This window comes from Dyadobacter chenhuakuii, from assembly GCF_023821985.2.
Taxonomy (GTDB): Bacteria; Bacteroidota; Bacteroidia; order Cytophagales; family Spirosomataceae; genus Dyadobacter; species Dyadobacter chenhuakuii.
In genome coordinates, this window is sequence record NZ_CP098805.1 from 1,414,634 (window position 1) to 1,437,205 (window position 22,572).

Below are 22,572 nucleotides of genomic sequence, written 5' to 3' on the forward strand. Positions count from 1 at the left end.
TGTTTTAGTAAACTCTGTAGGAAAATAAAGACAGGTTACTAAACGAGTGGTGGGCGGAAGATGCTGCCGATGAAAAGGCGGTCGATAAATGAAGATTGGTAGGAATAGTCAGCCTTATCAAGTAAAAGGAAGGAAGTAGGGGAATAATCAAATGACTTAAAGCTGTTGATATCCATCACCTGATAAATCAGACTGGCGATATAATCCTGCTCGGCCTGGCGTTCCTGCTGCTGACTAGCAGCAGCGAGCTTATTGGCCAGATAACATTTTCCATAACACACTGTGATGGGCTGATTCCTGTTCACGCAGAGTGTTTTTGCGATATATTCCTTTCGCAGCTCATAGTCCAGACAAACAAGCGGGATCAACCATGCTTTTACAAGCATTAGCGTCAAAAGGCCCAAGCCGATCCACTGTCTGGTTAAGCTATTCAATGTGAGGTAGATAAGAATTTGTCACTCGAAGGTGCAGTAAATGTAGACATCAAACTTCAAAATGTAAAGTTAATGCAAATCTTAATCTGGTTGGATGCACATTTTATTGCTGGATCCGGAAAGCAATTAAGTCAAGCTTGTTTGTTTTCTGGTCAAAAAATAAAAAGCCGGGCGTCCAGTGACTGTATTTAGTCCTGTGTAGCCCGGCTTCTGATTCTATCTGGATCCACTATCCCTCTTTATCTACCTTCCCCAGAATTCATCATCCACTTGCTGGTCATCTGAAAATGTCCACACGTGCATGATCTTTCCTGACTTCACTTCAAAGAGATCCATTCCGCCCAGATCAAAACTGATCGACCCCTTTTTTGCTGTAAACCAGACAGGAACTGCTACGAAGCTGCCACTTTCTTTCATCTCTCCGTTGGGCCTGACAGTCATGTTTCCGGCTGTATCGCCCATGATGCCTTCAAACATTTTGATGATCTCATCAAGATTTTTTTTCAAGCCGGAAAACTTGTTGTTTCCCGGTTGGCTCCACTTCGTTTCCGGCGTAAATGATGAAAGTGCATTTTGCATATCGCCTTTTGCTAATGCGTCAAAGTATGATGCTACGATTTCTTTCGCTTCCATATGCTTATTATTTTAATTGATAAAAAACCCTTTGTTCTCGCTTGCCCACGCTTCCAAAGAAGTCATTTCAACGGGCAATTTTTCCAAAATCTCTTGCATGTTGGGGTTGAATTTGGAGGGATAATGCGTAGCGTTTTGAAGACCCTGATAATAGGAGGCAACAGCTGCTGCTGCGGCTTGGCCAACAAATGGGGAAAGGATGTCCCTGAACTCTGCGGGGGGCTGGGTATAGTAAGTAATTTTTTCACCAACGCCTTTTGAGAAACGGTCTGCTAGCTCATCGCCTTTCAGGTTCTCTAAACCACTTACCCTGAAAGAGTCCGCTGTTAAGTTTGGGTTGTAAATAGCTTCGACCATTAAGGCGCTCACATCGCGCGATGCTAACCAGCCTATGGGCATTGCCTGCGGGGTAGGGTATGCCAGCTTCTTTTCATTGGTGACGAACGGGGCGCAAAATCCACCCATCATGTTCTCCATATAGATCGTAGGCTCAATGATCACATATTCGAGCCCACTAGCTATCAAATAATCTTTGACGTCCAATTTAACATCATCGGTAGGCATACCCGTTTTCTGATCTTCGAGCCAGCCGCTGGTATTCCAGACAATTTTTTTAACGCCGTTTTGATTGGCAGCATCAATGACATTTTTTGAAAATTGCAGGCCATCAAAAGGATTTGGCAAAGAGACCGGGATCATAAAGGCAATGGCATCTATACCTTTGGTGATTTCTACCATTTGGGCGGCATTACTGATGTCGCCTAAAACCGGCTCAGCGCCTGCCTGCTGTAATTTTTCGAAGTTCTTATCAGTACTGGTTGCAGCAATTACATCTGCCCCTTTTTTCTTTGATTCTGCTATGACGTGGAACTGTTGAGAGCCGGTGGCCCCGAATACTAATATCCTCATTTTGCTTTCTATTTTTAAGTAAGACTTGCACAAAATTGATTCATAACCTACTTTTGTACAAGTACTTACGATGTTGTAGGGTGCCTACTTACAGGTTAGAATTATTGATTATCAATGGAAAAAAAAGAAAAACAAATTCTGCCTTGCGACGAAGGTTGCCCTGTAAAAGCTTCGCTGAAAATCCTGGGAGGTAAATGGACGCTGATGATCATCTTTCAGATCAATGACGATGTGATGCGTTACGGAGAGCTGAAAAGGGCTATCCCGAGCATAAGTGAGAAAATGCTCATCCAGGAGCTGAATATGCTTGTTGAAAACAAACTGGTCAGTAAAAAAGCTTTTCCGGAGATCCCGCCCAGGGTGGAGTACCGGTTGACCGATTTAGGCTTAAAGACACTGCCTATTATCGACAAACTCGTGGAGTTTGGTCTTCAAAATTTAGTGTGATGCTGCCTAGGCCAGTACGTTTTATATGTTTAACTATCAATTTTTAAGTTATGTCCATTAAAAAATCTTGTATTGTAATCATCTTGCTGGCCCTGTCCGCTCTAAGTGTAACGGCGCAGACCCAGCTGACTGCTGATGAATTCGAAAGTAAGGTATCTGGTTCCCAGCAAGTGCAATTGATCGATGTCCGTACTGCTGCTGAATACCAGGATGGGCACTTGAAGAGCTCAAAAAACGTAGACTACAAATCGCCAGACTTCAAGGAGCAAATAAAGGGGTTTGATAAAACCAAACCAGTTTATGTATACTGTTTGTCAGGGGCCCGCAGCGCATTGGCTTCAAAAGCCCTTGTAGAAAATGGGTTTGGTCCGGTTTACGAGTTGAAGGGTGGATACCTAAAATGGTCATCTTCCGGGAAAGATGGCAAACTTGTTACCAGAAAGAACGGGATGATGGAAGAGAAGGATTTTCGCGCGCTTCTGGACAGCTCGCTTTGAGCTATAATATAAAATTATTCGTCTATCACCGCTTTCATGTTTCGGGGATGATTGCTTAAAAATTCAGAAATGGTTTCATTGGTAAGCGTCTTAAAAAAGCGCATCAAGTGATTAGGCTCAGAAAAGCCATATTCGTAGGCTATTTCGCTGGTGGTTTTGTCGGTATAAATAAGCTGTGATTGTATTTCGGAAAGCAGCCGGCGCTTGATAAGCTGTGTAGCAGTCACATTAAATGCTGCTTTTACACCCTTATTGAGCGATATTCTACTTATGCCTAACATTTCTGTATAGTCATTGATACGTTGTTTTTGACGGATATGTGTTTCCAGAAGCCTTTTGAATTGATATGCATAGTTAGTGTCGGCCTGTCCGGTGGACAGGTTGTTCTGGCTGGAATACTGCCGGTTTAGAGTTTGCAAAAGGTAGTACAATTGGGACCGGATGATGTGGGCACTATCAGGTCTGACTGATACCAGCTCGGTCTTTATTTCAGTTAAAATTTCACAGGACTTTGACATCTGCTGGCTTGTTACTGCCATTTTTAACGGATGTTGTAGCTGATAAAAATACAGGAGGCGGTAGGTAAAAAGCTTGTCTGCAAAAAACTCGTTTAGGAAGTCCTCCTGAAAGACAAGCGAAGTAAATTCGATGTGTCCGGCACTTAAATTCCATTGCCTTTTCTGAAATGCAGATATGAATACAATAGAATTATTGCTGATCTCCATCTTTTGGCTGTTCAAAATAACACTGCCTTCTGCCTTTTTGAAGAAAAGGATTTCAAAATAGTCCGTATTGTAAATATCAGTGTGGGTATAAGAATCTTTGACCTGATCACCGGGCAATACATTCAGAAGAAAATCAACCCCGCATTCAGTCTTGTTAAAATTAATTGTCCTCATATTAAAACCCTCCATTCATTTCTGAATTCCAATCTAAAATTTAGCTACCAAAGCATCGAAAAAGCACAAAGGGATTAATTGCAAGCTAAGTACGTGAACTTCGATCAGATTATCAAAATGGTAGTAACTAGTTGCTTTTTGATAGGGCATCCCCTGCGGTAGAAACCGATCTTTGTAGCAAGTTATAGTTTCTTCCAGTGTGGAATGTGAACCTTTTCAAAATGACTCATAGTATATGAAAACACTATTTTTAGGCGCTGCATTGCTTGTATCGATCGCATCGTTTGCACAGCCCAAAACAAGTAAGACCCCGTCCCTTCGGTTGATCAGGAACGCTACATTAGTAATTGAGTACGCAGGCAAGAAGATTTTAGTTGATCCCATGCTGTCTTCCAAGGGGGCATTTGAATCCTTTGCCGGGGTTGAAAAAAATCCAACAGTTGAATTAAAAATGCCTGTCAAAGAGATTGTTGAAGGAGTGGATCTGGTTTTGGTAACACACACCCATGTAGACCATTTTGATCCGGCTGCCAGCAATGCGCTTGTTAAATCTGTTCAGGTGCTCAATCAACCTGCTGACAAGGCGTTTTTTACCAAGGAAGGATTTACCAAAGCAAATGTTTTGGATAGTAGCACGGATTGGGATGGTATCCGCATTCAGAGAGTGGATGCGCAACATGGCAGCGGTAAGGTCCTCGAAATGATGGGCAAGACTTCGGGTTTCATATTAACAGCCAAAAATGAACCTACCATTTACATTGTGGGGGATGGTATCCTTACAGAGGATATTGTTAAGAATATCAAAAAGTTCAATCCTGATTACATTGTTGTTAACTCTGGCGGGGCATTTATTCCTGGGTTTGAAACAAGCCCAATACTGATGGATGAAGTGCAAACAATGGCACTGATTCGCGAGAGTGGGAAAGCCAAAGTGATAGCTGTTCATATGGATGCGCTGGACCATTGCCGCACGAGCCGCGCTAAGCTAATTCAAAAAGCAAACGAAATGAATATTGAAATGACAAAATTGATCATCCCACAGGATGGAGAGGTAGTCCATCTAAAACGATGAGCATCTACATTCAATAAATGCCAAGATCTAAGTCAGGCAGATTAGGAATGTTAAAATAGAACTGAGCCGCCCTGTATCACCGGACGGCTCTTTTTGTTGAAAGATGCTTTTTGCCAAGGCACAGATTCATACATTTCTTACCAAAAAGTAGGTGGCTTACCATTTGGTAGGTACTTGCTTGGAGGTTCGCAATACTCTAGTTTTGTTTATCAAGTATCTGAACTTTGCGCTGCTATCTAATCAGATCATCACCGATTGCATACACAATGAAAATTAGTTTACCCTCCCTGCTATGTATTTTGTTTGTCTTTGGTTGCGCCAAAAATGTCCCACCAGATGAATACAATTCCAAAGCGGCAGATCCACAAATCTTCCATGAAACGGCCATAACGAAGATGATTATTTATTCGCTTCGATCCGCAGGGGGGACAGAAATGCACTCACGAGCCTTTTTCGAAAATATTACCGTCATCTTTTCCGGATGGCTTTGTGTCTTACAAAGGATTGCGACATAGCATATGAAATTGTTATCGATGTCTTTGCCATGCTCTGGAAAAATCGGGAAATACTAAACGACAGTCAGTCCGTATCGTATCATTTATTTTCATCGACTCGCAAAAAAGCTACTGAATATGCTGAAAACAAATGATTTGGCCCGACCCTATTTTTTGATCTCCATTCTATCTAATACTGAGGCTACGCATTGAAGACAGCCAAGCAAGGTTTCCATCTATACCATTTTTTGTTCTCTGAATAAGTAACTAAATGCAGTTGGAAATGCAGATATCAATAAGAAAGTAATAGAGAGAAAAATAAAACTATATTGGCCTAGGTGTGTCACAGCCGTTCTATGGATATCTCCCTCCAACTAATTATAAAACAGGCATTAATAAAAGATAATAAGTATTCGGCAATAGTAGATTTCTATAAGAAATATATAGTATCGATAATCCAAAGGGAAAGATTAATTGGCACTTTATGGGGAAGAAAACAAAAGATCGGGTGTGTTTAACAATTACTACTATTTATACACCGGAGATCTGATTCTATGCCCATCATAGTGTAATAAAAACGAACGAATTTTTACACAATGAATAAATTAAAAGAAAGTGCAAAAAGAACCACCGGCTTCGCGTAGCAAATTGGGTCGCTTGTATTGACCCTATCCAAATCTCAGCGTCGTCTCCAATGGTATATCGAGAATAGTCCTGTGTGAGGAATGGAAATTCTATTTATTTTATCTCAATGGACCTATTTGCGAAACCTATGAGCTACATCGAAAAGTTTGAAAGTGCGTTCGTGATTCTTGCTGCGTATTGTGGCTTTTCGGACTCGGGATTGACGAATGCGTGGTTGAGCTCGGTGAAAAGAATGGAGCCGTCGCGAACCAGCAAGGCTTCTTTTGACATTGATTTCAAATCGCCTTTGTCTCTGAAAGGAAAGTTAACATGCGCTTGTGCTTCCTTAAAGCCATCGAATCCGAACCTGGTTGCAGATTGATTGCTGCTAACCAATGGTGAAAAAATGATCTTAAACGAATCATATTTGATAGAAGGAAAGTTTTTAGTCAGCCATTTCTGCATTTCTGGAACGCCAACCGAGTCTCTGTAGCTGACGATAAGGCTATCATAAAATGGTTTATGCTGCATGTAGAAATCTGCGAAGTTCGTTTTCGCTGCAAATTGCTGTAACCCAGGGATGTATTCTCTCAAATGATTGGCATTCGAAAAGCCAGTGCGGTCATAAACAGGGCTTTGAACTATCTTTTCATTGTGAAATTCAAATGCATAAGCGTCCATTTTCAGTGAATGGTTAATTGTCTGCATTTGCAAGCGCGGCATTCAATGCATTCACAACCGGCTCGTTGCCATAGTTTTGAAACCATTTTAACACATCCGAGTGAAAAGGATTTCAAGAGCGCTGGATGCGGCGGCAGCTTTGAATACATTGGCCTTCACAGCTATCTCGCCCGATTTTAACCAGAAAGGCGGCGCCTTTTTCCTGGGGAACATTCAACTCGCCGTTGGCGCTGCTGATACCCGTAATAAGTTAATTAGTGAAGGCAAATTCACCACGCGAGGGATCCTTTTCGATGTTAATAGTGCAAGTATTTTGCCGCAATCCTATGGAAGCCTCAAAGACATTGCGAAAGTTTTGCAGGAAAATGCTTCTATGCGCGTTCAAATCGTTGGGCATACAGATTCCGATGGAAATGATGACGCAAATCTCGACTTGTCGAAGCGTCGTGCCGCTGCAATTAAAGAATCGCTTATTACAGTTTTCAAAGTGGACGCTTCACGCGTTGAAACAGATGGAAAAGGAGAATCGCAGCCAGCAGATTCGAATGATACGACGTCAGGAAAGGCAAATAACCGCCGTGTTGAAGTTGTCAGACTTTAGCAATTGTGGTGGTGATAGTTGCTGTTGAGAATTTTTTAGGGAGAAGTTAAATGTTCATATTATCATTAATGAATTTCTGTTTGTTTGATTGAAGTAACAAGCCGTTGTCTATAAGGCCGTTAAACCAGTGAGAGAATCGTTTTGCTCCTAAAAAATTTAGGTGTCCAAGGTCGCCGAATTCTGAATTTTCTATCGGAAAGTCTTTGAAATCTAAAAAGTCGACATGGGCAAATCTCGTTTTAACTACTTTTTGAAATAGTTTCTCATTAGATACCATTGGATGCTTTTTGTGAATCGGGCTTCGCATTAAATACACATTTACATTCCTGGATTGACAATAGTTAATTATTTTTTCTAAATAACCTAAATTGTATTCAGATGTATGCATATCGTTAGTAGCCTTGATTTTATTCGTTTCTAACTTTTTAATTTCATTTTCCACGTTGCTTTTAACTAAGTACCGGTATGCTCCTCTGTTTTCTACAAATGAATAATTGGAAGTAACTATCAGTTTGATGTTTTGACGCAAACTCTTTTTAATGCCGTTGACAAGGCCCATCGGGTTTTTGTCAAATAATAGACTTACCCCATCTGAATCTATAAATGGGCCGTAGAGTTGATACTTAAACGGTAAATATTCGTTACCCCAAATCCAGCCTGTCATGATCGAATCAACCTGATTGTTTGTAAGTTCAATAAAAACAGATTTTATGTTTTCATTCCTATTTAATAATGGTTTCAAGGTATAATAATTGTAAAAATAGGAGGTTCCTGAGGACGCCATATTTTTGCAATTTTTTATTATTGTATCATTATATGCGCATTCCGGGTGCGAATGACCAATAAGAATTTTATCAATATTGGCACTTACTTTATATTGGGTTTTCGCTCTAAGTGATTCGTTACTGACGATGCTGCCAACAATAAAAACGGAGAATAGAATGACTAACAATGTAGTAAAACCAGTAATGTTGTTTAGAAACTTTTTCATTTATATTAAAACTGAAAATAAATAAATGTTTGATTTTCGCCTGTAAATAAGAATATTAATATAACCACCGAATAGTAAAAACCCCATCGAATAGGCTTGTTCCAGCTCATTCCCAATTTCTCGATGGCATATTTATCTTCCCTCCCAAGCCACTCGATTAAAACAAACAGCCCGATAAGAATAGCCGTCACCAAAGATTTTGTATCTCCTTCGAAACTGGGAATTGTGAATAATGAAGCTGAAAATATCTCAGCTATATAATTAAAGGCATGCGATACATTGTTGGCTCGAAAGAAGATCCAGGCGAATACCGTTAATCCAAATGTCGATATAATTGCAAAAAAATCGCTTACTGTTGGAAACAACCTTCCTTTTGCTACAATTTCGAGATTGTTTCTGTTCGTATTGGAAATAATTGACGGTAGTATATATACGGCATTTAAGACTCCCCAAATTATAAATGTCCAATTTGCCCCATGCCAAAAGCCACTTACGATAAAGATGATAAATGTATTGCGTATTTTCATCCATACACCTCCTTTGCTGCCTCCCAAAGGAATGTATAGATAATCCTTAAACCAGGATGAGAGTGAAATGTGCCACCGTCGCCAGAATTCGGCGATATCCCGTGAGAAGTAAGGGTATGCGAAATTTCTCAAAAGCTCAATACCAAACAATCTGGCTGTGCCTAGTGCGATATCCGAATATCCTGAAAAGTCGCAGTAAATCTGAAACGTAAAGAAAAGGGCGCCTATTACCAGCGTGCTTCCTGAATGTGCGTCAGAATTATTGAAAATCGTATTTGCATATTCAGCAGAATTGTCGGCTATAACTATTTTCTTGAACAAACCCCATAAAATTTGCCGAAGCCCGTCAATGGCTTTTGACGAATTGAATGTCCTTACCTTAACCAACTGAGGTAGCAGATGCGTTCCTCTCTCAATAGGCCCGGCTACGAGCAAAGGGAAAAAGCTAACAAACAGCGAGTAGGAAATGAAGTCTCGTTCCGGTTGAAGTCTTTCCTTGTAAATGTCAATAACATAGGACAGTCCGTGAAAGGTGTAGAAGGATATGCCTATTGGTAATATAACCTGCAATGTTTGAAGATTGGCTTGAAATCCCAATAACGCTAATCCACTGGCAAACGAATCGGCAAAGAAGTTGTAATATTTAAAAATACCAAGAAACCCGAGATTGATACCAATGCTTAACCATAGCCAGAACTTTTTACTTCTATGGTTAGGGCTTTCATGTATCTTAATTCCGGTAATATAATCCAGCAGGGTAGAGAATACCAGTAGCAGCATGAATCGCCAGTCCCAGCATGAGTAGAAAAAGTAGCTGGAAAATAGCAATACAATGTTTTGGAGTTTGAGATTTTTTTTCGCTAGAAACCAATGTAGGAAGAATACAATGGGTAAAAACAGAGCAAAGTGAATTGAATTGAAAAGCATATTTTTGATTTACAGATCTTGACTATTTTCATCATGGTGTTGAGTTATATGAACGAATAATTGATTGCAATAAAATGACTATATCACCTGGGAATTTTCGGGATATTATGTCGCGTTGAGTAGTAAAAACTGAATACGCTAAGAACTCAGTTTAGTATTAGAAGTGTCCGTCTAAATTAGAACAATATTGTTAGGGTTTCTTTACGAATTATTAAACGGTAATTCTGGCTTAGTTCCCGGGTTCACCAAGCGAAAGGCGGGCCATTGTCAATCCGACAAAACCCGCACACCTGCAGATAAATGCTTAATGACTGACCGCCAAAAATCCCCTCCATCTCCTTTCGCTTTTTTGGAAAGATTACAAAGGCAAAGGAAGAAAACAAGCCCGCTGCGGCTTGAAGAAATCAAGGCGGCCCTTCAACTAGGTTTTAAGCAGATAAAGGCGTACTAACAAAAAGAGGTTGCGAACACGCAACCTCTTTTCTTAATCATAACCTACGGCCATTTCGTTGACCAAGTTGTTTACAAAACCTTATAATTCTGCCCGGTTTGCCCGCCTGCTACGCTTTTGACATAAGCCTGCGCCACGCGATGCATTGAAACAGGCACGTGGCCAGGGAAAAATGGGAAATATCCAGGCGATTCTTCCACCACATCCGGTCCGACTGCATTGATCCGAACACCATTTTTGAGCTCGATAGCAGCGGCCCTCACAAAAGCGTCAATTGCACCATTTATTGCACTCACAGCAGCACCCAAAATAATCGGATCGTCTCCCATGGTTCCCGATGTTAATGTGAATGAGCCGTTTGGATTAATGTACTTCTGGCCGATCAGCACAAGGTTCACCTGACCCATTAGCTTGCTGTCTACTCCGGCGCGGAACTCGTTTTCAGTCATGTCTGCGAGCGGGCCGAAATGGCCGTATCCGGCAGTGCTTACCACCGCGTCGAACGGGCCTACTTTTTCGAACAGGGCTTTGATAGAAGCTGCATCCGCGATGTCCACCTGGAAATCGCCGCTTTTTGAACCGACCTGAATAATCTCATGGCCGTTTTCCAATGCTTTTACGACGTGCTTACCAATAGTACCGGTAGCGCCGATAATAATAATTTTCATAGTAATGATTGTTTTACAAAAAAGAGGAAAGTTTAACGTTAAGTGAGTTTCCTAACTTCTTCTGTAAAGGCGTTGTTGCCGAAGTTTTACTATCTGTTCCAAACACCAGTGCTGGACATTTGACCCTCAATTTACCGATTACTAACTCAACCTCACCAGTCAATCAACGGCTTTGAGAACAAAACGCTATTAACGTTTATTTGTGACGGCTTAATAAAGTTCTGGTACACACACTATGCTTTAACCTATACGCACACTATATTTTATTTTGGGATACAAAAACATACAGGCTATCCCAATCTGTCGCAACGCCGGAAGCAATTGATCTAATGTTGCTCGGCGATCTGGATCAGGTTTCCGCAAGTGTCATCGAACAATGCAATCGTAACATTACCCATCGTTTTGGGCTCTCCGGTGAACATTACCCCCAGTTTCACCAGCTTTCCATAACTTTCTCTGATATCATCGACACCAAACATGGTGGCAGGGATATGCGCATCAAACAATTCTTTCTGATACACCTTCGCAGGCCCGAAAGCAATCGGTTCCAGCAGCAGTTCCACCTGGTGACCGTCTTCCGGTGATACAACGGTCAGCCATTTATGCTCTCCAATGGGAATCTCATTTTTTACAACAAACCCCAGTTTTTCGGTATAAAATTGTTTTGCTTTTTCCTGGTCGTTGACCATTACGCTGGTTACAATGATTTTCATTTGCGTGAATTTTTAAGGTTTAGAATTTGAAATCAGGCAGTGGGAAGCGATTGTGCGGGTTTCCTTTTCAGGATCAGTGCACAAATCAATGATACGATAAGGCCTACGGGTAATATTTCAAAGTAGGTGAATAAAATGACCATCAATGGATTTCTATACATTTCGCGGTATCCATCCATTTTGACAGATTCGGCCTGCAACTCCTGCGCACTTGCGCCTTCCTGCTGTAATTCCCGCATAACGTGCGTGGCGTAACGTTCCATAAATTCCGGAACAAATAAATAGTAATCTACCAGCCAGACAGTCACGTAAATGGTCGAGGCAATTAAAGAAATATAAAGACCTATCTGAAATGCCTTGCCGAATGAAACAAAACCGCCATTGTATTTATCCCTGAAATTCCGGACACCTACGAAAATTAATGAAAAGGAGAGGAGCATGGCCGCATAGCCCAGCAGCATGTTCCCCTCAAAATTATTGCTGGAATAACAGACGGCGATGGACGACACCATGAACACCGACACAATGATCCCGGCAATGATGCCGCAGACAAGGACTATTTTTCTCATAACGCGATCGTTTGGTTTGGTTAGGCAGCAAAATTGGCAAGTCGATCGCTAAATTAACTCATACTTTTGGGTGATTTTACCTTTGAAGGGACTTTTTCATACCAAAGTATGATTGGCTGCTAAGGGATGAGGTTCAGGCGTTTGGCTTTTTCTACGGCCTGGGTGCGGCTCTTGACTTCCATTTTTTCGAACAATTTGGAAGAGTGGGTTTTAACCGTGTTAAGGGAAACAAAAAGCTGCCCGGCAATTTCCTGATTACTCAGTCCTTCCGCGATCAGGTTAAGCACTTCGAGCTCTCTTTTGCTCAGTCCCAGTAATGCCTGTTGCTGCTCATTGAACTGAAAACTTTTGCTTTCAACAAAAACCTTCTTCTCTATCACAACCGTCTCAACTTTGGGCTTAGTCAGTTTCATGGCGATCCAGATGCCCAGGCCTGTGAAAAGCAAGGCGATGGCGCCCGCGTAGATTTCGAAGATATGATTAATGATGATAAACCGCAGTTCCAGCCACTTCAAAAGGAACAGCAGCATAGCCAGCGATATCCCGTAAAGAATGGTTGGTTTGTGCTTTTGAAGAAATTCCGAAGTCATTCAAAATAGCGGTTGGCAGAGTTGTCGCATCAAAAATAATGTTTCCACAGAATTAATGGCATTCAGATAACCATCTTTTTACAGCCGCTTATAGCTAATGTAAATTACTTTTAATATTATATAATGTATGCTAATTACAAATAGTATTAATAGTAAGCATAAAAAAAGAGGCCATGAACACTCATAGCCTCATTGCTTCGTATAGCGGACAATTGAAATATTAATTCCCTCTTTCAAAGTAATATAACCTTACTTTGAAATAAACTTATTGAATCTGCTCTCTTTTCCATCGGCAGTTTCGCTCTGATATAGGAACTGGAGATCTCCCTCGTCGAACTTTTCAAAGAATTCGTCCCAGCCAATTTCTTCAAGCGTGTCTTTTCCAGTGTAGCCAGGGAAGTCAATTCTCAGTATGCCTGCTTCTGATTTTTTCTTATTCGTACCTTTCACCATTGCTGGTTTTCCGCCCCGCTGTTCCACCCAGGCACGAATCTCTTCATGGTCGGTTGTGGTGTTGGACTTGGAATCTGAGTCACTGTCCTTCTTCGCGCTGCTCTTGGGAGCCGTTTTAGACGCTGTTTTTGAGCCCGTCTTGGATGCGGCCTTTGTTTCACCTTTGTCTGCGGAACTTTTAGAAGCCGAAGTTGCCGACTTTTTCGAATCGCTCTTAGCAGCCGTTTTTGTTGTCGCATTATCTGCTGTGGACTTGGCAGCCGAAGTCGTCGATTTTTTCGGTTCTGATTTGGCGGCAGCTTTTGGAGCTGCCTTTGTTGCGGTTTTTGTTGCCGCCTTTTTAGTATCAGATTTTGCTGTTGTAGTAGCCATGATTATTGTTTGTTGATATACGCCTTTTATTAAAAAAGCATGCCGCGGAATGATAAAAAAAGGGTGCATCCAATATTTTGGATGCACCCGCTAAAAAGAAGAGGATCATGTGATTACCTTGAAGAAGATCCGCCAGGCATGTTGGCTAATTTAGCTTCATCATCAGCTATCTTTCTCTTCAATGATTCAATGTCTTTTCTTAGATCATCCAGATGATCCGACGCTTTTCTGGCGCGCTTAGCATCTTTTCTGGCGCCGCTTGCGCTATTTCCTGCACGGCGTGCCAGCTTCTTGTCTTGTGGGTCACCGCCCAGTCGTTCCGCATTTTTCTGATTATCATCGGCCGATCGCTGCGCTTGTTCCGCTGTTTTTTCAACATCACGGGTGGCGCCGTCCAGTTCATTTTCCAGTTTTGCGAGCTCGGTTTTGCGCTCATTCAATTTTTTATTCAGCTCAATACTCTCTTTTTGTTCTTTTAATGTATTGAGGGAATCCCGTGACACAACTTGTGCGGTCAGAGGCATGGCAACAGAGAGGAGTCCTAGCAGCGCTAGTGTCTGGATGGTCTTGATTTTCATATTGATATATTGTAAGGTCAAAACAGAATTGCAATAATCGTGCCGCAAATAAATGCCTGACAGGATTGGAATAGCGGCTTTTTGTGGAATTATAAGCGGTGGTTCTCGGTTACCTAACAGGCTTAACGGCCTGTTTTATCCACTCAATTATTACTAGCCATACTTTGAAAAATTTTCCAAAAGCTCTGCTACTCATTTGGGGAATGACTTTAACAGCTTGCGAAGGCGTATTTCAGTACAATCCCAATCAGGTCATTTTTAAGGAAAACGAGACCAATTTAAATCAAAAAAACATCGACCGCATCCATGCCATTCCTGTAAAGGACACGCTGCGGTTTATCCTGATGGGAGACACACAGCGCTGGTATGATGAGACAGATGATTTTGTGAAAAGTGCCAACAGTCAAAAGGACGTTGCCTTTGTCGTGCATGCCGGTGACATTTCGGACTTTGGGCTTTCGCAGGAATTCAAATGGGTGAATAAGATTATGGTCAAGCTTAATTGCCCTTACCTGACCGTTATCGGGAATCACGATCTTGTTGCCAATGGTCCCGCGGCCTACAAGAAAATCTACGGCCCTATGAATTACTCGTTCGAGTACGGGCACAACAAGTTTATTTTTATCAACACAAATTCAAGGGAATACATTTTCAACGGCTCGGTTCCCGACATTAACTGGCTGCAATCCCAACTGGCCGATAATCCGGACAATAAGAATGCAATCGTCGTGGCGCATATCCCACCTTTCGACGGAGATTTTGACCCGGCATTGGCGGATGATTACTCCGGCCTGCTTGCGAATGACAAGAATGTAAAGTTTACACTCTACGGTCACCAGCACACTTTCAAGGACGGAACGTTTTACAACGACGGTGTGCATTATTACCTCACAACCGCCATGGGAGAACGTGGATATTGGCTTTTGACAACCTGGAAAGGTGGTTATAAGGCAGAAAGAATTGAATACTGAATGCCATGAAAAAAATAATTTTACTACTTATCCTCCTTACGCCACTAACAACCTCTGCACAGATCCGCGATGATGTGGATGCGAAACGGAAGTGGTTTATGCCGGACCATATCAAATTGCAATTCGCCGGGAACATTGGTTTTTTATCCGGCGGCCCAGGTTACATTTCCCGGAACAAAACATTGGAAACCGACTTGCTGTTTGGTTTTCTGCCCCAGAAGTTTGGCGGCGATGGTCTGGTAAGCACTACGCTCAAAACCACTTACTCGCCATGGAGTATTCCACTGAAAAGCGACTATTATACCAAACCGTTTTCACTTGGTTTTTATCTGAGCTACACATTCGGGACACAGTTTAATACGAAACTTCCCGAACATTATCCCGTTGGTTATTACTGGTGGGCAACATCTTTCCGGCCGGGCGCATATATCGGCGGAAAAATAGGAAAGGATGTGTCGATCAAGAATCGCCAGCGGTCAGTGGAAGTGTATTATGAGTTGGGAACCTATGATTTGTTACTGATCAGTTATGTCCAGAACACGGGTTACCTGCGTCCGTCGGACATTGTGAACCTGGCACTTGGTGTGAGATTTGGTTTTTAAACACTTTTCTCATCTGCTTTTCGGGCAATGTCGCGGATCACATCATCCAGCTCTTTGGCCGACATCAGCAGATGGTCCAGAAGTTCCTGTTTTTCAATGTCGGTATGCTCATAGTTTTTGATGAGGTCCACAATGCCCATGAGCCTAGCCAGCGGGGCGCGCACTACGTGCGATTGCAGGAAGGCGATTTCTTCCACATAATTCCTGAGCCGCGACTTGCTTGACGTGATTATTTCGGAATTCTTCCTGTTTTCAAGGATCATTTTTAAAATCGCAACGGCCCGGTCTATCACATTCAGCTCATCTTCATCCGGTGTTTTAATGTGGTCGTAATAAATGGCGAAAGTTGCGGCAACATTGCCCTCAGAATCCAGAATAGGGTGCGACCAGCACGAAAGCAGTTGATGTGGAAGGGCCAGCTGCCTGTAATTTTCCCAGCGCGCGTCATTCGCGATATCACTGGAAATCACCTTTTCTTTCAGGTAAGCCGCAGTCCCGCATGACCCGTGATTATTCCCGATATCAAGCCCGTTCAATGCTTGAATATAAGCGACCGGCAAACTTGGGGATGACCAGTTGTCCAGTTTACCATCCACGATGCCCGTTATGGAGCACTTCATCCGCGGATAAATCTGCTCAATGCCCAATAGATACTCAGAAAGCACTTTTTGAAGCGAAATTTCTCTATCGGAATTTAAATCGAGGATCTTTTTTTCTAATTGTTCGAGGATTTCAAAGCGCTTGTTTTCAGTAACGTCCACCATTACACCGCGCAAAAGGGTAGGCACACCATTGGTTTTAATGACTGAGACAATGTCTTTCAGCCACACAATGTCGCCGGTTGCGGAAATCATCCGGTAGTCAAAAATATGATTTTTCCCCTCCCGGAGCTGGCGGTGGCAATAGCCGATCGCCTGCTCACGGTCGTCGGGATGAATGCGGTCCTGCCAGAAATTTTTCGTGTTTATCCAAACTTCCGGTGCGTAGCCAAGAATTCGGACTGCCTGGTCGCTTACAAAGGAGAACTCCAATGTTGCCACATCGGCTTCCCAAACAATTCCATCGACGGTCTGCACCAGGGACTCGAACCGGTCCTCCCAATTACCAACACGTGCAGCAGGTTTCGTAGCATTCCAGGTCTTGTCAAGGACCTTTCCATTAACCAAGCTCAAATCCATATTTCTGAATTTTGTTATTCGGGCACATCGTGGAGGTAAAAGCAGAGTATAATCACAATATATATTCAAAAAATCAATAAATCATGCTTTCGGTGAACTGATTTTTAACAGATATCTCCGGTTCGGGAGGTGTGATCGTTAACACGGGCAAAAAATACCCGTGTCAATTTTTATTTTCCCGCCTCAATTTTTCCTATCGCCGCTTCCAGGTCAATGCCTTCGCCGAGCACGGGTTTAAACAGATCTCCTTCATTTTCCAACCGGTCCATGGCATTCAGAATCGTAAAATGGCGCAGTTGCAAACCAATTTTTACTTCTTCCCAATGCAGCGGCATCGATACCGTTGCGCCTGGCTTGGGCCGCACTGAATAGGGAGCGGCAAGTGTTGCCTTGGGCCTGTTCTGGAGATAATCGATGTACAACTTCCCCTTCCGGTTTTTAGTCATCCGCTCGATGCTGGTGAAGCTTGGCAATTCCTGTTGCACCTGGCTGGCGACCCATTGCGCAAAGAGCTGGCATTGATCGTACGAATATTTTGCGCCCAGCGGAATATAAATGTGCAGGCCTGTGGAACCTGAGGTTTTGCAATAACTTTTAATGTCCAGCGAATCCAGCAACTGCTTGATAACGAGTGCCGTTTCTATCACTTGTTCGAATGTGTTGGTTGTGTCCGGATCAAGGTCGAGCAGGCACCAGTCGGGGTTGTCGGGTTTATTGGTGCGGCTGTTCCAGGGGTTCATATCAATGCAACCCAGATTCGCCATATAGAGCAATGCAGCTTCATCATTGCATATCATGAAATTCTTTTCCTGTTCTTCGTCATTGGAAGTGTAAGGGAATGTTTCTACCCAGGCCGGCACTTTACCTGTAACATCCTTTTGATAAAAACTTTTGCCGTCGATCCCATTCGGATAGCGGTTCAAAGACAACGGTCTTTTTTCCAGGTAGGGCAATATGAAAGGGGCTATCTGATAGTAGTAGTTGATGAGATCCCGCTTGGTGATTTTTTCCTGATGCCAGAAAATCTTGCTCAGGTTTGAAAACTTCACCTCATTACCATTGATTTTCCTAACCTGCGTCTCGTCGGTTGGATTAAGCAGCGTTTTACGTTTCGATTTTGCAGGCTTTGGAATAATTTCATCTTTTTTCTCCGACTTTTTGGCAGACTTAGCTTCCGGTTTCTTCTCCTCGTCAACCACTTGCTCGGTAGGCTGCTCGATCTCACGGACCACGTCTTTCGCCTTTTTATCTTCCCGGATTCCCTCAAATGACGGATGCCTGAATACGCCGTCCGAAGTCACTTCTGTAAAACTTACTTCACAAACAAGCTCCGGTTTAAGCCAGGTTGCATTTGCCTTCGGCGGATTGGGCCGGAAACGGGAAGGTTTGTTATAATCCGGCGTTTCCTTGAATGGACTGTTTTCTGTTTCCAGCGGTTTGAAGAGTTCCAGCATTTCCTTTTGCTGCTTATCCTTAAAACCAGTCCCAACCTTCCCCACATACTGAAGAACGCCCTGGTCATACGCAGCAAGTAGTAGCGCACTGAAATGCTTCGACGTGCCTGCGTTGCGGGTATAGCCCGCAATGATTACTTCCTGCCGTTTGTTAACCTTGATTTTAAGCCAGTCATTCGTACGCAGCCCGGCAAGATAAGGGCTGTCGGATCGTTTAGCGATAATGCCTTCCAGGCCCATTTCCCGTGCTGCCTCAAAAAAAGCAGTTCCCTCCGAAGCAATGCTGTAACCAATCCGGACCGGACTGTCCTCTGTAACAATGCTTTGCAGAATGGCTTTCCGCTCGGTCAGAGGCAAATGCATCAGGCTTTTACCTTCATACCAAAGAATATCGAACACATAGTAAATCAATTCTCCGTCCGCCTCGCTCCGCCAGTTTTGCAGAGCGCCAAAATCCGAATGGCCCTTTTCATTGATCACAACAACCTCACCATCCAGCACAGCATTGATTTTCCAATCGCAAAGGCCTTCATGGATGGGATAGAACTTGTCATTGAAAGATTTTTTATTGCGTGACTTCAGCTCTGTAACGCCTTTATTCATGTAGGCAATGGCGCGGTAACCATCCCATTTGACCTCGTATTCCCAACCGGGATCATCGAAAGGCCCGTCCACGAGCGTAGCGAGCATGGGCACAATGTCCTCAGGGAATGGCGCTTTTTTACCTTTCTTTAGAAGCGCTGCGGCGCTTTTTTCGTCGGATTTATCATCCTTTTCATTTGCTAAATATTCGTCGATCGGAGCGGCTTCGTCTTCCTTATCTTTCTTTTTTTCGGCTTTGTCAGCCTTCTTTTTGTCCGCTTTCGATTCTCCGTAAACGTTGTCTGTGGTCGCTTTTATTCCTTCCAGTGTTTTGTTTGAGATAACCGATTTGTCTTTTTTCGTAATGTCCGCGTCTGATGCAAATTTATCCCTGTGCTTAATGAGCAGCCAGGAGTTCTCTGACATTCCTTTTGTTTTGACCAATGCAAATTCACCTTTCAGTTTCTTGCCTTTCATCCTGATCTTCACGGAGCCGGAGGCAAGTTCTTTGAGTAGTATTTTTTCTTTCTCTTTCTTTGTCTTTGCTTCTTCCAATGGCTCATAAGTGCCTTCATCCCAAACCATTACAGTTCCTGCGCCGTAGTTGCCTTTCGGGATTATGCCTTCAAAATCTTTATAATCATAAGGATGGTCCTCAACCATCATGGCCAGCCGCTTCGTTGCGGGGTCCAGCGACGGGCCTTTGGGGACCGCCCAGCTTTTCAGCACACCATCCATTTCCAGCCTGAAATCATAATGGAGCCTGGACGCATGATGTTTCTGGATGACAAAAATGAGTTCTTCCGAATCAGCTTTACCGCCTTTTGGTTCAGGTGTTTTTTCAAATGAACGTTTCTCGTTGTATTTGGTCAGGCTCATGATTTTATTGGTTTAATGAACGTTAGTCTGTCAGCTCGGCGACAAGCTCTTTTAGTTTCGCACCGTTACGGAGTGCATGACCGCCGACGTCGTTATTAAAAAAGGCCCAAACCTCGTGGCCCTGCTTAATCCACTCGCCGAATTTCAGTGCATATTCTTGCAAGGTCTCATCGGAATAAGCAGAGCTATATAGCGATTCCGGGCCGTGAAAGCGGATAAAGATGTCTTTGGCAGTGATTTCTTCATAATAAGGAAACTTCTCCGATTGCGCGAAAACGAGGGTTACCTTATGTTTTTTCATCAGTTTGAGGCTTTCGTCGGAGAACCAGGATTCATCCCTTACCTCCATGGCAAAGCGGTATTCACTGTAATTGCTTTGAAGTAATTCATAAAATGGCCTGACAACCACGTCGTTAAACTTTACATTATCAGGCATTTGGATCAGCACAGGGCCCAGGTGTTGTTTGACGGGTTCAAAAATGTTGAAAAAGCGCTGTAAGGGTTCTTCCGGGTCATGGAGCTTCTTCATATGACTCAGATAACGGCTCATTTTAGGACAAAACAGAAAATCTTCAGGCACCATCGTGATCCATTTCAGGACTGTTTCCTGGGTGGGCAGTTTGTAAAAGCTACCATTCAGCTCGGAAACTGAAAAGTGGTTTGCGTAGAAAGAAATGTAATCGCTCGGCTTCATTTCATTTGGATAAAAGATCCCTTTCCAATGCTTATAGCTCCACCCGGAAGTCCCAATATGTATGCGATCCGTTGCTTTCATAACGTGATGATGTGGGAACGATTGAATAAAATAATCATACCGACTTGACCCTGAGCGCTGGCAGGAATGGTTTTTTCGTTGTTGGTTGCTTACCAAATCAATTTATGATGAGCGTTATTGATATTCTGGGCGAACAGGAGGAAACATTGGGAACTGCGGAAGACCTTCGTGAAGAGATCATTGTCGAAAGTTTGCAAGAGGAGCTTTCAGGGAGTTTGGTTAAAATAGAATTTGAAACTTCCATGGGACTGTGCAGGGGTTATTACCATTCCGGTGAGTTGGGCCATGAGGAAGTAAATATGGAAGAAGCGTCAATGGAGATTCTGAAAGCGTTATTCCCCGCTTGCAATGGTGTTTTTGTGCATCAGGCAAACCGCGATTGGGTTGAGATCAGTCTTGCTGAGCATATAAGCGGGTTTCCTGAATACAAACTTTATAACCGCGTTGTTTCAGGAGGGGCCGCATAGCTTCACAGCCGAATTCGGCAGGTTTGCGTAAAAAAATGTCCGTCAAATCCTCAATTATTTCGAAATTGGGACATTGAGTTACGCCAAGCCGTTATTTTATGAAGGATATCACCGTTGGAGATCTGAAAGCCATCAAGGTTTTTCAGGATGTGCCTGACGATCAGCTGCAATGGATGATCGACAGAAGCAAGCATTACGAATTGCCGGAAGGCGAATTTATGACCTCGCCAGGCGAACCGCTGACCGGCACCCATGTAATTTTTTCCGGCCGGATTGAGTTATACCGCATTCAAAACAATGCAAAACTCTTCATTGCAGAGCTGCTTCCCGGCACTATAACCGGGTCCCTTCCGTTTTCGAGAGGAAAAGTAGGCGTGGCTTATGGGCAATGTACAGAATTGACGCAGATCATGACATTCCCGGTTGAGCTGATGCGCGAATTGATCATTTCGCATTATGAGCTTACCCAGGCGCTGGTGATCGTAATGACGTCACGCGTGCGCGAATTCACGGAGTTGGAGCAGCAGAATGAGAAAATGATGGCGCTTGGGAAATTGTCAGCTGGCCTCGCCCATGAGCTTAATAATCCCGCTGCAGCGATTGTAAGAGGTTCTGTTTCTTTGAAAAAACACCTTTTGTTGCAGCCGGGAGCATTCAAAAAGCTGATCTCTATCCACCTTTCTCCCGAAGAAATAGAGCTCATCAATGAGAAAATGCTTCAAATCATGGCGACGAAGGACAGGCCGGTGATGAGCATGATGCAGCGTTCCGAGCGTGAGGACCAGATCCTCGATTGGCTTGACATGAACAGCATTGGGGAATGCGACGATATTGCCGAAAATATTGTAGAATTTGGCATCACCGAGGATGATCTGGAAGAGCTCAAAAGCAAAATCAACAAAGATGATTTTTCCCCGATCCTGCTTTGGATCAACAACAACCTGACCACCGAGCGGATGGTAGCCGACATTCAGGAAGCCTCCAAAAGGATCGCTGATCTGGTGGGATCGGTGAAGACATTCACGCACATGGACAGGGGCGGGGAAAAAGAAGTGATAGACATTCACGTCGGCATCAAAAATACGCTCACGATGCTGAATTATAAATTGAAAAAAGCTAATATTAAAGTTACAGAAGAGTTTGATCTCAGCCTGCCGCATGTTAAGGTGATGGTAGGCGAGCTTAATCAGGTCTGGACGAACCTGATTGACAATGCAATAGATGCGCTGGAAAACCAGCCTAATCCCGAATTGCGGATCATTACACACCGCGATAAGGAGTTTGTAAAAGTCTCCATTTGTGACAATGGTCCCGGCGTTCCGGCTGAGATCAAGAACAAAATCTTCGATCCGTTTTTTACAACAAAGTCTGTTGGAAAAGGGACGGGATTGGGGCTGGACGTGGTCATCCGCATTATAAAGCAGCACCACGGCTCGGTAACATTGCACAGTGCGCCGGGTAAGACGGAATTTTTAGTTTGTTTTCCTATCAATAATTAATTTAGATTTCTTTTTACCCTTTAACAGCAGTCTAC

At 43.2% G+C, this 22,572-nt stretch carries 24 protein-coding genes; 8 read left to right on the top strand and 16 right to left on the bottom strand.

The genetic code is table 11. From position 1 onward, the window contains the following. Positions 1–38 precede the first annotated feature (38 nt). From NFI80_RS05960 to NFI80_RS05970, 3 genes are all read right to left on the bottom strand, one after another. Complete coding sequence (locus NFI80_RS05960) at positions 39–434, bottom strand: hypothetical protein (protein ID WP_235158580.1); 396 nt, start codon at positions 432–434, stop codon at positions 39–41. 243 nt (positions 435–677) lie between these two features. Then, positions 678–1,067, bottom strand: coding sequence for a nuclear transport factor 2 family protein (locus NFI80_RS05965; protein ID WP_235163840.1), 390 nt, complete (start codon positions 1,065–1,067; stop codon positions 678–680). Positions 1,068–1,079: 12 nt separating this feature from the next. Further along, the gene (locus tag NFI80_RS05970) at positions 1,080–1,976 is read right to left on the bottom strand and encodes an SDR family oxidoreductase (protein WP_235158582.1); all 897 of its coding nucleotides are present in this window, start codon (positions 1,974–1,976) and stop codon (positions 1,080–1,082) included. Positions 1,977–2,090: 114 nt separating this feature from the next. On the opposite strand from NFI80_RS05970, the gene NFI80_RS05975 reads away from it, so the two are divergent. Beyond that, positions 2,091–2,423, top strand: coding sequence for a winged helix-turn-helix transcriptional regulator (locus NFI80_RS05975; protein ID WP_235158583.1), 333 nt, complete (start codon positions 2,091–2,093; stop codon positions 2,421–2,423). A gap of 50 nt (positions 2,424–2,473) precedes the next feature. Beyond that, the gene (locus tag NFI80_RS05980; protein ID WP_235158584.1) at positions 2,474–2,920 is read left to right on the top strand and encodes a rhodanese-like domain-containing protein; all 447 of its coding nucleotides are present in this window, start codon (positions 2,474–2,476) and stop codon (positions 2,918–2,920) included. A gap of 14 nt (positions 2,921–2,934) precedes the next feature. Here the strand turns inward: NFI80_RS05980 and NFI80_RS05985 are convergent, their stop codons facing one another. Then, positions 2,935–3,819 (bottom strand): helix-turn-helix domain-containing protein, encoded by an 885-nt coding sequence (locus NFI80_RS05985; RefSeq protein ID WP_235158585.1) that lies wholly within the window; start codon positions 3,817–3,819, stop codon positions 2,935–2,937. A gap of 235 nt (positions 3,820–4,054) precedes the next feature. On the opposite strand from NFI80_RS05985, the gene NFI80_RS05990 reads away from it, so the two are divergent. After that, a complete protein-coding gene (locus NFI80_RS05990; protein WP_235158586.1) occupies positions 4,055–4,891 on the top strand; it encodes an MBL fold metallo-hydrolase in 837 nt (278 codons plus the stop codon). 1,271 nt (positions 4,892–6,162) lie between these two features. Here the strand turns inward: NFI80_RS05990 and NFI80_RS05995 are convergent. Continuing rightward, positions 6,163–6,717 (bottom strand): DUF4932 domain-containing protein, encoded by a 555-nt coding sequence (locus tag NFI80_RS05995; RefSeq protein WP_235163838.1) that lies wholly within the window; start codon positions 6,715–6,717, stop codon positions 6,163–6,165. A 73-nt stretch (positions 6,718–6,790) separates the two neighbouring features. On the opposite strand from NFI80_RS05995, the gene NFI80_RS06000 reads away from it, so the two are divergent. After that, positions 6,791–7,291, top strand: coding sequence for an OmpA family protein (locus tag NFI80_RS06000; RefSeq protein WP_235158588.1), 501 nt, complete (start codon positions 6,791–6,793; stop codon positions 7,289–7,291). 46 nt (positions 7,292–7,337) lie between these two features. On the opposite strand, the gene NFI80_RS06005 is transcribed toward NFI80_RS06000, so the two are convergent. The 8 genes from NFI80_RS06005 to NFI80_RS06040 form a co-directional block, all read right to left on the bottom strand. Next, complete coding sequence (locus NFI80_RS06005) at positions 7,338–8,282, bottom strand: LB_356 family protein (RefSeq protein ID WP_235163836.1); 945 nt, start codon at positions 8,280–8,282, stop codon at positions 7,338–7,340. Positions 8,283–8,287: 5 nt separating this feature from the next. Further along, positions 8,288–9,589, bottom strand: a complete 1,302-nt coding sequence (locus tag NFI80_RS06010) for an MBOAT family O-acyltransferase (RefSeq protein ID WP_310587970.1) — start codon at positions 9,587–9,589, stop codon at positions 8,288–8,290. 669 nt (positions 9,590–10,258) lie between these two features. After that, positions 10,259–10,855 carry a short chain dehydrogenase gene (locus NFI80_RS06015; protein WP_235158591.1) on the bottom strand — a complete coding sequence of 199 codons (597 nt, stop codon included), beginning with the start codon at positions 10,853–10,855 and terminating at the stop codon, positions 10,259–10,261. Between the two features lie 326 nt (positions 10,856–11,181). Continuing rightward, a complete protein-coding gene (locus NFI80_RS06020) occupies positions 11,182–11,568 on the bottom strand; it encodes a VOC family protein (RefSeq protein ID WP_235163833.1) in 387 nt (128 codons plus the stop codon). A gap of 32 nt (positions 11,569–11,600) precedes the next feature. Next, entirely contained in the window at positions 11,601–12,137 is a 537-nt protein-coding gene (locus tag NFI80_RS06025) for a DUF4199 domain-containing protein (RefSeq protein ID WP_235163831.1), read from the bottom strand. Between the two features lie 119 nt (positions 12,138–12,256). Further along, a complete protein-coding gene (locus tag NFI80_RS06030; RefSeq protein ID WP_235163830.1) occupies positions 12,257–12,727 on the bottom strand; it encodes a helix-turn-helix transcriptional regulator in 471 nt (156 codons plus the stop codon). Between the two features lie 249 nt (positions 12,728–12,976). Continuing rightward, on the bottom strand, positions 12,977–13,552 hold the full coding sequence (locus NFI80_RS06035; protein WP_235163828.1) for a hypothetical protein: 576 nt from the start codon (positions 13,550–13,552) through the stop codon (positions 12,977–12,979). A gap of 113 nt (positions 13,553–13,665) precedes the next feature. Continuing rightward, on the bottom strand, positions 13,666–14,130 hold the full coding sequence (locus NFI80_RS06040) for a hypothetical protein (RefSeq protein ID WP_233798296.1): 465 nt from the start codon (positions 14,128–14,130) through the stop codon (positions 13,666–13,668). A 203-nt stretch (positions 14,131–14,333) separates the two neighbouring features. On the opposite strand from NFI80_RS06040, the gene NFI80_RS06045 reads away from it, so the two are divergent. Both NFI80_RS06045 and NFI80_RS06050 read left to right on the top strand, forming a co-directional pair. Continuing rightward, positions 14,334–15,101 (top strand): metallophosphoesterase family protein, encoded by a 768-nt coding sequence (locus NFI80_RS06045; RefSeq protein WP_235163827.1) that lies wholly within the window; start codon positions 14,334–14,336, stop codon positions 15,099–15,101. Positions 15,102–15,106: 5 nt separating this feature from the next. Continuing rightward, positions 15,107–15,703, top strand: a complete 597-nt coding sequence (locus NFI80_RS06050; protein ID WP_235163825.1) for a hypothetical protein — start codon at positions 15,107–15,109, stop codon at positions 15,701–15,703. On the opposite strand, the gene NFI80_RS06055 is transcribed toward NFI80_RS06050, so the two are convergent. From NFI80_RS06055 to NFI80_RS06065, 3 genes are all read right to left on the bottom strand, one after another. Then, positions 15,700–16,881: a PAS domain-containing protein gene (locus NFI80_RS06055; protein ID WP_233798299.1), complete on the bottom strand. Its 1,182-nt coding sequence runs from the start codon at positions 16,879–16,881 to the stop codon at positions 15,700–15,702. The two genes, NFI80_RS06050 and NFI80_RS06055, sit on opposite strands and share 4 nt — an antisense overlap. A 170-nt stretch (positions 16,882–17,051) precedes the next feature. Further along, positions 17,052–19,796 carry a DNA ligase D gene (ligD, locus tag NFI80_RS06060; RefSeq protein WP_235163823.1) on the bottom strand — a complete coding sequence of 915 codons (2,745 nt, stop codon included), beginning with the start codon at positions 19,794–19,796 and terminating at the stop codon, positions 17,052–17,054. Positions 19,797–19,818: 22 nt separating this feature from the next. Further along, positions 19,819–20,571 carry a DUF72 domain-containing protein gene (locus NFI80_RS06065; protein ID WP_235163821.1) on the bottom strand — a complete coding sequence of 251 codons (753 nt, stop codon included), beginning with the start codon at positions 20,569–20,571 and terminating at the stop codon, positions 19,819–19,821. 104 nt (positions 20,572–20,675) lie between these two features. Here NFI80_RS06065 and NFI80_RS06070 point away from each other — a divergent pair, with 104 nt between their 5' ends. After that, complete coding sequence (locus NFI80_RS06070) at positions 20,676–21,038, top strand: hypothetical protein (RefSeq protein WP_233798302.1); 363 nt, start codon at positions 20,676–20,678, stop codon at positions 21,036–21,038. Between the two features lie 98 nt (positions 21,039–21,136). Beyond that, complete coding sequence (locus tag NFI80_RS06075) at positions 21,137–22,537, top strand: ATP-binding protein (protein ID WP_233798303.1); 1,401 nt, start codon at positions 21,137–21,139, stop codon at positions 22,535–22,537. Positions 22,538–22,572 lie beyond the last annotated feature (35 nt).